Raw genomic sequence first — 13,279 nt, 5'->3', positions numbered from 1 at the left:
TGATTGTTTAGCACGGGCAGACGACCATTAGCGCTTCTTCCCCACCAGGTTCAATTGGAAAGATATACCGGCAGAGTACAGTTTTACCTGTCCCAATCCGACCCCATGCAGTGGAATTTTGGCGTAGGGTTGTACCCCAACAATCAGGCGTTTCCCCGCGGGATGCTGATATAATGCGCCTACGTTTAAAATGGCCAGGTAATGTTGATTTTGATTCTCTACTGTTTTCTCCCAGTTTGGGGTGTATTTGTAGATATACTGATATTTTTCTTTCAGCATAAAATAGTTCGATAATCCCAATGTTGCGCTAACGGTGTTATTGTTGACCTGTAGGAATGTATAGTTCATATTCACAGGAATATCGAGTACATCACAATTCGCATTCACTTTTACGAGGTCGTAAGGCATATAGTTACTAGTGTAGTCGTTACGGGTAGCACCATATAATTTTTTACTGTATACCGCTCCTGTGGTAATAAACCAACGGCTATTAAAATAATAATGTGCCAGCACACCGGCATTAAACCCAACTTTCCCGTAATTAAAAGACGGTGCCACATTCAGATCCGGTCCAAGTGTAATGCCAAAATAAAGTCCTTTGTTATTAATTTTTCTTCTGGGTATTTTATGACTTACATTCAGTGTAATACTTGTATCAACAGCTATTTCAGGGATGCTATTTATTTTCGTATAGTCGTTTCCGTTATTTATTCTTTTTGTCTTAATGAAGTCAATATTATTGGCTGGTAGAACTATTCCGATGTTCTCATTTAATGTGCTTGTTTTCCCGGAAGTAATAAGATTATCTGATTCGCTATTGCTGTTTGTGTTTATACTTTTTTTAGGGAGATGAATACCTTGTTTGCTTGTTGTAGGATGATTTAATTTGTTTTTGGGAGATGACAATGCATCCGACAGATTTGCTGCTTCATGTTGTGACGCTTTTGCAATATCAGGCTTAGTAGCCGCTGGAAGGGTTGTAGTGGATTGATTAGATGTGTGCTCCTCTGCATTAGAAGAAGTAACGGTGTTGCTCAATTTGTTTTCAACAGCGGAGCGTACACCTGGATGGTGCAGGGGCTTACCTTCATTGGAGCCTATCATCCACCAGCCGATACCACCGAGCAATGGTAACAGGAACAGCCACCACCACCAGCCACCGGGGCGTTTTTTATCTTCCCCGGCATCCAGCAATGATTCCATTTTTGACCAGGCATCCTGATCAAAAGGAATATCAGCTTCGTTTAGCTTTTTACGGATGCTATTTTCAAATGCGTCACTCATTTTTGTATAAGGGCATATTTACGTCTAACCCATTAGTTCCACTTATGGATGATTTCGTAATTTTTTCCTTCAATATTTTCTTTGCTTTAAATAAGTTTGATTTGGAAGTACCTTCCGATATGCGCAGCATGGCTGCTATTTCCTGGTGCTGGAATCCTTCCATAATGTACAGGTTAAATACTGTTCTGTAAGCAGGTGGTAATTCCTGTACAAGTTTTAGCAACTCTTCATAGGATAGCTTATCTATTATTTTTTCATCCGTTCCTGGCTCTGGTATCTGGCTGATGTCATCTACAAATACCAACTTCTTCTTACTCCTTAAAAAATCGATGGATGTATTCACCATGATTTTTGCCAGCCATGTTTTAAAAGATCTGCTGGTGTCAAATGAATGAATGTGCTGAAATATTTTAAGGAATCCGTCATTCATAATTTCAACTGCCTCTTCCCGATTTTGCGCATACCTCAAACAAATGCTTAAACCGTATCCGAAAAAATTTCGGTATAACGCTTCCTGACTGCTGCGTTCTTTTTTGCAGCAACCGGCAATCAGGTCATTCAAATTATTCAGATCCTGCACAAAAATATTCTTGTCTGCTTTTTGGATACTAAATGCGTTATAGCCTTTTTTTGAAAATAATTATTTGATTTTGGTTTTTAGAAAAATCAAATCCATTCATAAATACGATTACTGGTAAAGAAAGGTTGCTTTCCCCGCAAAAAATGATTCTCCTTTAAAAAACGCGTTTTTAGCCCCTTTAAGCCCTCATGCCCTATTTACAACACTTGCATCCAACCTTTAAGAGATATCCAAAATTCACCCACTTTCTGAAGGCCACTTTTTCCGCATTTTCCACTTTTTTTTGCCATTTTCGACCTTCTGCTAAAAAGAAAAGCGGATAAATTGTAAAACAACTTATCCGCTTTCAACATCTTATTTTTTCTTTATCGTCCCATATACACCATCAGAATTTGTACATCACTTGGATTAACTCCACTTATGCGACTTGCCTGACCTAAAGTATGCGGACGAATTTTGTTGAATTTCTGTCTTGCTTCATTTGATAACGAAACCAATTTCGCGTAATCAAAATTCGAAGGAATTACGAGGTCTTCCAGTTGACTCATTTTCTGCACCAGCTCATTTTCCTTCTCAATATATACATCGTACTTGATCTGAATTTCGGCTTGCTCTAAAGTGTCTTTATTAAATTCAGCCAGTGCTTCTCCTATTTTAGGAACCTGTTCTTTCATAGAAAAGATGTCCAGATTAGGGCGTAATAATATCTGGTAAGCCTTCTGTTTTTGTGTCAATGGAGCGGAAGATCTGTCTTCCAGTAATGCCCCAATTTCTTCCTGCTCTACAGATATTTCCTTCAGAATGCGTTTTATTTTTTCTACGCCATCTTTCTTTGCCTGCACTTTTACCATCCTTTCTTCTGAAGCGAGCCCCATTTTATAGCTTCTTTCTGTTAAGCGCAGGTCCGCATTATCCTGGCGAAGCAGGGTTCTAAACTCTGCTCTGGAGGTAAACATGCGATAAGGTTCTTCCGTTCCTTTATTAATCAGATCGTCTATCAATACGCCGATATATGCTTCACTTCTTTTCAGAACGAATGGCGCCTCTTCTTTTGCTTTCAGGTGTGCATTGATCCCAGCCATAAGACCCTGACATGCGGCTTCTTCATATCCGGTGGTACCATTTATTTGTCCGGCGAAGAACAGGTTTTGTACATGTTTCGTTTCCAGGGAAAACTGCAGTTGCGTTGGTGGGAAGAAATCATATTCAATGGCATATCCTGGTCTGAACATCCGGCAATTTTCAAAGCCCGGTACCAGGCGTAAAGCTTTCATTTGAACATCTTCCGGCAAGGATGTAGAGAATCCATTTACATAAATTTCAACGGTGTCCCACCCTTCCGGTTCTACAAACAGCTGGTGTCTTTCTCTCTCTGCAAAGCGATTTATTTTATCTTCGATGCTTGGGCAATACCGTGGTCCAGTTCCCTGTATACGTCCCTGGAACATAGGTGATCTATCGAAACCGGTACGTAACATATCATGTACAGCTTCGCTTGTATAGGTAATCCAACAGCTTCTTTGTTGAGCAGGTTTTATCCTTTCTACATCCAGATAGGAGAAGCCTACGATCTCATCATCGCCGGGTTGTTCTTCCATTTTGGAATAGTCTAAACTACGTCCATCAATACGAGGAGGCGTACCTGTTTTCAAACGGTCGCTTTCAAAACCAAGGGAAACCAATTGTTCAGTAATACCAGTTGCTGCTTTCTCAGCTACCCTGCCACCACCGAATTGCTTATCTCCAATATGAATTACGCCATTCAGGAACGTACCATTAGTGAGTACTACTGCTTTCGCCTGGATCTCATGTCCCAGCCCGGTGATTACACCATGGCATCGGCCATCTTTAACCAACAGTCCCTTTACCATGTCCTGGTAGAAGTCGACGTTGGGCGTTTTTTCCAATGCTTCCCGCCATTTTGCGGCGAAGAGCATACGGTCGTTTTGTGTCCGGGGACTCCACATAGCGGGTCCTTTTGAACGGTTCAACATCCGGAACTGGATCATAGATTGATCTGTAACAATTCCTGAATATCCGCCCAAGGCATCTATTTCTCTTACAATTTGTCCTTTTGCAATTCCTCCCATGGCAGGGTTACAGCTCATTTGAGCTATGGTTTGCATATTCATGGTCACCAATAAAACTTTGGAGCCCATATTGGCAGCAGCGGCAGCGGCTTCACAACCTGCGTGTCCTGCGCCTACAACAATGATATCGTATGATGGAAACATAATAACTTTAGAAAGTGCAAAATTACGTAGAAGAAGGGAGATTGTTTGTAGAAAGTAGAATGTTCCACGTGGAACATTCTTATGCGGTTTCCAGGTATGATCTTTTAGGAATGTTCCACGTGGAACATCTCCTTTTCTCGAGCTTATTCAATAGAACATCGGCACGCTGTCGGATCAATACTCCTGCCGCTATAATTAAGAGTCAAATGAAAAAAGGAGACCGCTAGTTAAAAGCCCTTCTCCTTTACTGACTTTCTGGAGCCAATAATAATGCGTTTACATAGCATCCAAAGTTCTACATTGACCTTGCATCAAAAGCAACCTTTCTTACCCTAACGCTATACTTTCCTAAAAGTAAAATATACAGGACATCCCTCCTTGTTTCAACATTCCCCTTAATGCACGAAAGCGTGGCTAAGGACGTCCATACTAAAAACTTTAAATTAGCCAAGTGTCACCCTTTAACCAGGTTCACCTTCTCATTTGCATAGCACCTTAACTAGGTTGCCCCTGCTAATCTTGAACTTAATAACACAACAGCCACTTTGATATCCTAGTAAAAGTGATTAGACTCTCTCTTAATATCTTTACCTATAGAACTCCCAAGTAATCTCGAATTTCACAAGGCGGCCTCTCTATCAGGTTTCCCGTCCATTATTACCAGGTATCATTTACGGAAATATATTTCTCACCTGAATGTTCCACGTGGAACATTCGATTCTCTATAAAAAGAAAAGGGAGAATATTCCTAATTAGAATATTCTCCTTTAAGCTTTATGTTCCACGTGGAACATCTACTTTCTTAAACGTTCTTAAACGAAAAATGTCCCTTTCGGAACATTTTAACGTTGAAAGACGATGGTTATATCACTTTCCAAAATATTTTACCAGATACTCATCCTCTTTGCTTCTCATCAGAGCGGAGTCCTTTTTACTCTTATCTTTAAATCCACATAAATGCAAAGCGCCATGAAAAATTACCCGATGCAGCTCCTGGCTGATTGATACTTTAAATTTCTCTGCATTATCCAATACCCTATCTACGCTAATATAAATCTCACCCTCCGTAACTGCGGGGTCCTCTCCCATTTCAAACGTCACTATATCGGTATAAGTATCATGCTGCAGAAACTGCTTATTAATTTCCAATAAGTAGACGTCTGAACAGAAAACATAATGCATACTTTTCAAACCTTGTCCTTCTATAGAGAAAAGCTCAGCCAGAAATAACTTCAACTTCCGCTTCTCCTTTAAATAATCTTTTACCTCGTGCGATGTAAATTGAATTGCCATTTAAACTAAAAAAATTAAGTGGATGTAAAAGTAAAGTGAAATTTTGGATTGAACGACCTTTCTTTTTGCATATTGGGCTTACAAGGGTACCTTTGCTTATCATTCATAAGTGAGTTTCCCAATTGTCCCGGAACAAAGTTTAAACAGATTAATAAGCAGGAAATGAAAAAGGGCATTATAAAATTATCTTCCCTGACAACAGGAAAAAGCGCAATTATTATAGAATTCGAAAAAGACGACCTTCATATTAAGCTGATGGAAATGGGCTGCGTACCAGGTGAAACAGTTAAAATAGAAAAGATTGCTCCCCTCGGAGATCCGATCTCCATCATGGTAGCCGGATATAATTTATCGCTTAGAAAAACAGAAGCAGATCATATTTGGGTAGAGGAAATTTAGTTTTCCTCTATCCTCCCTTCCCAATAATCCCAAAAATTTTGATTTTCCCTCCCCACTTGCCTGGATCTTCCCAAAAAAGAAAAAGAAAACCTGGTAAAAAAGAAAAAATTTTCTTGTTTTTCCACATTCTAAAGGCAAACATCTGAAAATTGAAAAATTTTTATTTTTTCCACATTTTAAAGACCCAAAAAAACAAAAAAATTTTTTTTTAACCTCGTCTCTCAGAAAAAGGAAAAAAATTTGCCGATTTTTCCACATTTTCTGTCATATTTCCTTTAAAAATTCCAATTTCTTGGAAAAAACCTCTCTTTTTCAACATTTTTTGCCTCTTTCAAAGAAATAAAAGTAAAAATCTCCGTCCTCAACTGCTTATTCCCATCTACTTTATCCACATAAATTGCTTCGAAAAGAGAAAATATTCTTCATTCGTTCTTTTCCACGTAGCTATTGAGAGAAATTTTCTCTTCTCCAACAAGCCCCTGAAAATTCAATCCTCCCCCTCATCCCATGACAAAGAAAAATTACCGAAATCTCAGCGCCTGACGAAAGCGCTGAGAATAGCACGGCACTTCTTCATCACTATTCTCCTGATAAATCTGCAAATACCCAAATCTCACGACCCTGGTAATCCATTGAGAATTCATTCCTCTCCAAAGATCCAGCCCTACCACACACTATTTCCCAATACCCAAATCTCAACGCACTCATAAGCGCTTCTCTTAAAGACGAAAAAATTAACTCCGGGGATGACGAAGAAAATCAGCAAATATTGAAACCTCAGCGCACTCGGAACGTTCTGAGATTTCATTCTATTTATTTAAAACCTCTTATCCATTATTCCAAGAAAAGTATGTGATTCTCAGGCTACTCATGTGCCCCTGAGATTGTCTTCAAAACTACGATCCTAAAAACACCGCACGTACAACTTTAAATATTCGATTCTCAGCGCCTTACCTATGCCATGAGATTTGCATGAAAATCATCCCATATTGCACAACTGAGAAAAATAAAAAATATCTAATTCTCAGGACATTGGGAAGGCGCTGAGAATCAAACCAAAAAAATAACTCCTGGGATACCCCAATGCGCACCTCATTCTCAGCGCCTTACAAGTCCTTTGAGAATCAAATGCATTTCAAATACTCGGGGTACCCCAATGATTAGATAAAATATTGGATTCTCAGGGCACTCGAAAAATCAAATGTGGTATACTTCAGAATCGTTATATCCCCGTCAAAAGCAGTAAATGGACACCTTATCAGCCAGGAAACCCGCCTTCAAAAATGAGGATAAGGGCAACAAAATTAAAAAAGAGGTAAAAAGGAATGCGCTGAGAATAGCGCCGAAAAGATCTATACGGCATAACCCAGGGAAAACAAAAAATACTCAAATCTCAAGGCCTTCAAAAAAAGCTCACTCACCGCAGCATAAAATCAAAATATGCCCACCCGTCAGCAAAATAATTAAATATGCAGTTGTCAGCGGACTATCAGCGCGCTGAGAATTTAATATTTCACAAATTCCTTCACCTACCCAACATCAAATTTTTTTTTTCAATTCTCAGCTCCCTAAAAATTAAATTCAAACGGTTTTTAACATTCAATTCCACCGTTTCCCATTTTCTCTGATTCCATTCTTCCAGCAAAATATGCGGTATGCTGTCAAATATTCAATTCTCAAACAGTTCATAACACGCTGAGAATTAATCGATTCAGGTATAAATACGAAGGCCGTGAGAATATTACATTCTCACGGCCTTCGTGTTATTCCTTATTTATTATTACTAATAAATACTATTCAAATTAATTTGAAAATCAGTTAGTTATATTAAAGCCCAGCAGCCGCACTAATTTCTAACATTCGCTCAATTGGCTTTTTAGCGGCTATCCTCAGACTTTCTTCCATCGTTATTTCCGGCTGTTCGTATTCCATACACAGGTACAATTTCTCCAGCGTATTCAATTTCATGTGTGGACAATCGTTACAAGCGCACGCATTGTTCGGCGGAGCTGGAATAAAAGTTTTTCCAGGATTCTCTTTTTGCATTTGATGCAGAATTCCTGTTTCTGTTACTACGATATATTCCTGCGCGTCGTCCCGATGGCTAAATTTCAACAGTCCTGTTGTGGAACCAATGTAATCAGCAATAGCCAAAACTGCTGGTTCACACTCCGGATGCGCTATCACCTTGGCTTTCGGGTGACGAATTTTCAATTTTGTGATCTTTTCCAGGGAAAAAATCTCGTGTACCATGCACGCGCCATTCCAAAGCACCATGTCCCTACCCGTTTTCTTGATCAAATAAGCCCCTAAATTTCGATCAGGTGCAAAGATGATGGGCTGGTTGTGAGGAACGCTTTTAATGATTTCTTCGGCATTAGAACTCGTACAAATGATATCGCTGAGTGCCTTGATACCCGCCGAACAGTTGATATAGGAAATAACGATATGGTCAGGGTAACGGTCTCTAAACTTCTTAAACAGCTCCGGAGGCGCACTATCAGCCAGTGAACACCCTGCTTTTAGATCCGGCAAAAGCACTTTCTTCTGCGGACTTAGAATTTTTGCCGTTTCCGCCATAAAATGAACCCCGGCAAAAACAATCATGTCGGCATCTGTTTTGGCAGCCTGCTGACTGAGGCCTAAACTGTCTCCGATGTAATCTGCGATATCCTGGATATCTGGTTCCTGGTAATAGTGAGCGAGTACAATTGCATTCTTCTTCTTTTTCAGATTTTCTATCGCTTCAAACAAATCCAGGGAGGGATCGACTGATATATCCAAAAATCCGTTGTGTTGCAAATTTTTTTTCGCTTCAGCGATTTCCATAATCATAGCTATATACTTCTTTAAATATTTAAAAGAAAAAGCCCACTACTATTAGGGCTGTGAATATGTGGAAATTAAATTTCCGGCTCGTGTACAAATGTAGTTGTTATTCCTTTTTACTACGCTTTCCACATGAAATTAACATGCTCTTTCCGCGTCATTACTGGATTTTCCTGTTTTCATCCACATAGGTGGATATCGTTGTTGGTGAAAATCTTTTTCGTCAACAGGGTATTAGGAAAATGTTAAAAGATGGCATTTACTATCCACAATTCACATCTCCATTTTTTAAGGGTAAATTTAACCACAATAACAAAATTAGTTTTACCTGTGTGTAAGGGTACCTTTTCCCACGTTATTTTACGTTTTACAGGGGTTTTTACACATCAATTGTGGAAAAGAATTGGCTGGGAATGGAAAATGGTCAAAATGCATACACGGCTAAATTAGCCCTGTTTTATTCACATTTTTATGTGGATTCCCAAAAACAGCTTTTTAACATTTGTGAATAACCCTTTAATGTTATTCTCTTCCCATTTTTGTCAAAATACCAGCAACAGCCTGCATTTAAAAACACTAAAACCCGCAAAAAAAACAAGTTGTGAATAACGGCTTCATGTGGAAAACCTGTGAATCATACATAGTCCACAAAAGTGTTATACCATCCTGAAACCCTTTGCTGTATTGTGTTTCAGGCTTTAAAATACTCTTTTGCAGTTACAGTTATTTTATTCTATTTTTGCTATCCTTAAAAATGTAGACTATATAATATATGTCAGTAATTCAGAAAATCAGGGACAAGTACGCCGTCATGATCGTTGTAGTGATTTGCCTGGCTATTGTTAGTTTCCTGTTGCAGGATGCCTTTTTTGGCAAAAGTTCTCTCTCCCGTCGCAGTACAAGCGTGGGTAAAGTAAATGGTGAAGATCTGGACTTAGCAGACTATCAACGCCGTATTCAGGACGCGGAAAATAACGCCCGTCAGCAAATGCCTAATATTGACGACCAAACACGTCAATATATCCGTGAACAGGTTTGGAACCAGTTTCTGAATGAACAAATTATGCAGGCTCAATACAAAAAATTGGGTATTGTTGTAACTGAAGCAGAAGTGGTAGACCAGATCAGAGGTAAAAACCCTAATCCGGTAGTTATCCAGCAATTTACACGCGATGGTCAATTTGACCGTGCCGCTTTGCAACAAGCTATTTCACAGGCATCGAGCAACCCTCAGATCCGTGAAGGACTGCACCAGATGGAAAGCTATATTGCTAAATACCAGGAACAACAGAAGTATATGACCCTTATTAAACAAGGTGTATACTACCCAAAATGGCTGGCAAAACAACAACAGGAAGATAACAGTCAATCCGCTACTGTATCTTATGTAAGCGTTCCTTATGCAACTATTTCTGATTCTACTGTTAAAGTAACAGACGCTGAACTGAACCGTTTTATTCAGGATCACAAGCAACTGTTTAAAGTAGAAGAATCCCGTAAAGTAGAATATGTATCCTTTGATGCTATTCCTTCCCCTGCGGATTCCGCGGCAGCTATCCAACAGATTGTTGCCATGAAACAAGAGCTCGATACAACTAAAGATGTTGCTGGTTTTATTAACCGTAACTCTGATATTAAATATTACGATGGTTATATTTCTAAGAACGAAGCAAAAGTTCCTCAGAAAGATTCTATCGTAAACTTGCCTGTTGGCGCTGTTTTCGGACCATATTATGATAATAACCTGATCGTATATGCGAAAATGGTAGATCGTAAGAATATGCCGGATAGCGTTAAAGTTCGTCACATCCTCATCGCTTCTTCTGCACAAATGGGTGTAGCTGATTCAGTGGCTAAAAAACGCGCTGATAGCATTGAAGTTGCTGTAAAAGGTGGCGCCGACTTTAAAGCGCTGGTTGCTCAATACAGCGATGATCCAGGTAGCAAACAAACTGGTGGAGAATATGATTTAACTCCTTCTTCTCCTTTTGTTCCTGAATTCAAAGAATTTGCCTTCGATGGTGCAAAAGGCCAGGTGAAAGTGGTGAAAACACAATTTGGCTACCATGTTATGCAGATTATGGATCAGAAAAACATTGGTCCTGCTATTAAAGTAGCTTACCTCGGTAAATCTGTAGAAGCAAGTAAAGAAACCAATAACACTGCATACAGCTCTGCAAGCGACTTCGCCGGTAAAGCCCGTACTGCTGCTGCTTTCGAAAAAGCAGTACAGGAAGGTAAACTGAATAAGAAAATTGCTGACAACGTTCGCCCAATGGATTTCGTAGTCCCTGGTGTTGGACAAGCACGCGAACTGGTTCGTTGGGCTTACGAAGCAAAGAAAGGTGAAGCCAGCAACGTATTTACTTTTGACGATAAATATGTAGTTGCTGTTTTAACCAGTGTTCGTGAAGAAGGTACTGCTCCTCTGGAAGATGTAAGACCTCGCGTGGAAGCAGAAGTTAAAAAGCACAAGAAAGCAGAACAAATTATAGCTAAACTGCAAACTCCGGCTAGCCTGGATGCAGCAGCAAAAGCAACTAATCAGCCTGTGCTGAAAGCGGAAGGTGTAACTTTTGCTACTCCATTTATCGCTTCTCTGGGCTTTGAACCACGTGTAGCAGGAGCTACCTTCAACAAAAGCTGGGGTACTGCTAAAGTATCTGCACCTATTGAAGGAACCGCTGGTGTATACGTAATTAAAGTAGATAGCTTCCAACCATCGGCGCAACCAGCTCAGGATGTAGCTACTCAACAAGCTGCATACGAACAAGGTGTTAAATCTATGCTGGATCAGCAACTGTTTGAAGTGCTGAAAAAGAAATCTGACGTGAAAGATACCCGTGGTAAATTTTTCTAAACCGCTACATTTTTTACTGACATAAGAAGAAGGGACGCATAATTGCGTCCCTTCTTCCATTTATACCCTTTCCCCACCGGCGAAGCCACTTATTCACATTCCTGCACCGATATTCGTAAATTTGTATCCTTAAATAAGGACAAAATGGAAGAAATTATAAATAAAGTAGCACAGAGTGGATTGGAAACCATTGACCTGGAAGACTATTATCCACAAGGAGAGACCGTGATTTTTGATATGAAAGACTACCTTTTCATGGGCCTGATCCTGAAAGAAAAGGATTTCCGCGCCTCCCTGAAAGAGCTCGACTGGGAACAATTTCGTGGAAAAAGTGTAGGAATCATTTGTAGCGCCGATGCGGTGATCCCATTATGGGCTTATATGCTGGTAATGACTGAATTAGAACCAATTGCCACATTTGCCGCCTTTGGAGACGCCGACTTTATCCACAAAACACGTTATCTGCAGAACCTCGCGAAAATTGATATAACGTCCTTTACTGATAAAAGAGTGGTGATAAAAGGATGTGGGGATAAGCGTGTGGGTGAAATTGCCTATGCGGAAATAACCCGCCTGCTTCGCCCGGTAGTAAAGAGTATTATGTATGGAGAGCCATGCTCTACAGTACCGGTTTATAAAAAGAAGGCTTAGAACCAGCCTCGCTTTCTAAATATGAGGATCATCAGCAATAATAAGATGCCCATTCCTCCCAGCGTATAATAATATCCGTGCTTGTTTTCCAGTTCGGGCATATTATGAAAGTTCATCCCATAAATTCCTGCTAAAAGTGTTGGCGGAGCCATCAAAGTAGTTACTACCGCCAACACTTTCATGATTTCATTCATTTTCAGGTTGAGCTGCGTATGATACATTTCCTGTAAGTTCAATACCATATCGCGGTAGTTATCTGCCAGGTCGTTGCACTGAACAATGTGATCATACACGTCTTTATAATATTTAGTTACTTTATCATCCAACAGATCACTTTCACTTTTGAGGAAGCCGTTTACTAATTCCCTCACAGGAGCAATTGCTCGTTTGAATAGAAATACTTGTCGCCTTAAATAATTGATCCGGGCTAATGTGCGGGTATTGGGCTGATGTTGCACCAGGTCTTCCATCATTTCTATCCTTTCTCCCAGCTTATCCATCACTATAAAGTAGTTATCCACAATTACATCCAGTAAGGCATAGCATAAGTAATCGGCGCCACCATTGCGAATTCTGGAGCCTTTCAGCAAAAGTTTGGTTCGCACGGGATCAAACACATCTCTGGTGGGATCTTCCTGAAACGAAATCACGAAATTTTTGCCGAGCACAATACTCACCTGCTCCATATCCACCGAAGAAGATTCACTATTGAAGTAAATCATGGGAAGTACACAGAACATCCTGTCGTTTATTTCATCCATTTTTGCCCGCTGTCCAACACTGAGTATATCTTCTTCCAGCAATGGATGTATCAGGAACTGCTCACAAATAGCGTGGACATCGTCTTTTTTTATACCATCCACATTGATCCAGCTGAGTTGCGGCGATTCTGCATATTTGAATGTGTCCTCTACTTTATTCAATACTATTTCTGAACAAAGACTGGTATTATAATCGAAAACAGTGATTTTGCTGTTATCTGGCTGCTTCCGGAGCGCTACTCCTTCTGCAGGATTAAAATTCATGATACGCTGCTTCTTCACCTTGAAAGGATTCAATACTTGTACTACGCCGGGAATAGGCAATTTGTTTTTCAATGCCATATACAACAGATGTTATCAGGATTTAGCACCGAATTTAAAATAAAAA

The 13,279-nt window shown here is 39.9% G+C and carries 9 protein-coding genes; 3 read left to right on the top strand and 6 right to left on the bottom strand.

The genetic code is table 11. The features are described 5' to 3' along the window. Positions 1-27: 27 nt before the first annotated feature. The 4 genes from AC1DFM_RS15805 to ybeY form a co-directional block, all read right to left on the bottom strand. Positions 28-1,284: an outer membrane beta-barrel protein gene (locus tag AC1DFM_RS15805; RefSeq protein ID WP_477077696.1), complete on the bottom strand. Its 1,257-nt coding sequence runs from the start codon at positions 1,282-1,284 to the stop codon at positions 28-30. After that, the gene (locus tag AC1DFM_RS15800; protein WP_477077695.1) at positions 1,277-1,864 is read right to left on the bottom strand and encodes an RNA polymerase sigma factor; all 588 of its coding nucleotides are present in this window, start codon (positions 1,862-1,864) and stop codon (positions 1,277-1,279) included. The genes AC1DFM_RS15805 and AC1DFM_RS15800 overlap by 8 nt, the downstream gene beginning before the upstream one ends. A 365-nt stretch (positions 1,865-2,229) precedes the next feature. Then, on the bottom strand, positions 2,230-4,098 hold the full coding sequence (gene mnmG / locus AC1DFM_RS15795) for a tRNA uridine-5-carboxymethylaminomethyl(34) synthesis enzyme MnmG (RefSeq protein ID WP_477077694.1): 1,869 nt from the start codon (positions 4,096-4,098) through the stop codon (positions 2,230-2,232). Positions 4,099-4,965: 867 nt separating this feature from the next. Next, entirely contained in the window at positions 4,966-5,391 is a 426-nt protein-coding gene (gene ybeY, locus AC1DFM_RS15790) for an rRNA maturation RNase YbeY (protein ID WP_477077693.1), read from the bottom strand. 162 nt (positions 5,392-5,553) lie between these two features. On the opposite strand from ybeY, the gene AC1DFM_RS15785 reads away from it, so the two are divergent. Next, positions 5,554-5,790 (top strand): FeoA family protein, encoded by a 237-nt coding sequence (locus tag AC1DFM_RS15785; RefSeq protein WP_291915891.1) that lies wholly within the window; start codon positions 5,554-5,556, stop codon positions 5,788-5,790. A gap of 1,827 nt (positions 5,791-7,617) precedes the next feature. Here the strand turns inward: AC1DFM_RS15785 and nadA are convergent. Then, positions 7,618-8,619 (bottom strand): quinolinate synthase NadA, encoded by a 1,002-nt coding sequence (gene nadA, locus AC1DFM_RS15780; RefSeq protein ID WP_477077692.1) that lies wholly within the window; start codon positions 8,617-8,619, stop codon positions 7,618-7,620. 772 nt (positions 8,620-9,391) lie between these two features. Between nadA and AC1DFM_RS15775 the strand changes: the two genes are divergently transcribed. After that, positions 9,392-11,479 (top strand): peptidylprolyl isomerase, encoded by a 2,088-nt coding sequence (locus AC1DFM_RS15775; protein ID WP_477077691.1) that lies wholly within the window; start codon positions 9,392-9,394, stop codon positions 11,477-11,479. A 144-nt stretch (positions 11,480-11,623) separates the two neighbouring features. Continuing rightward, positions 11,624-12,130 (top strand): DUF2480 family protein, encoded by a 507-nt coding sequence (locus AC1DFM_RS15770; RefSeq protein WP_477077690.1) that lies wholly within the window; start codon positions 11,624-11,626, stop codon positions 12,128-12,130. Here the strand turns inward: AC1DFM_RS15770 and corA are convergent. Continuing rightward, positions 12,127-13,233 carry a magnesium/cobalt transporter CorA gene (gene corA, locus AC1DFM_RS15765; protein ID WP_477077689.1) on the bottom strand — a complete coding sequence of 369 codons (1,107 nt, stop codon included), beginning with the start codon at positions 13,231-13,233 and terminating at the stop codon, positions 12,127-12,129. The two genes, AC1DFM_RS15770 and corA, sit on opposite strands and share 4 nt — an antisense overlap. Positions 13,234-13,279 lie beyond the last annotated feature (46 nt).

It is taken from the genome of Chitinophaga sp. 05T412, from assembly GCF_056396465.1.
This window is presented reverse-complemented; position numbering and strand designations above follow the sequence as displayed.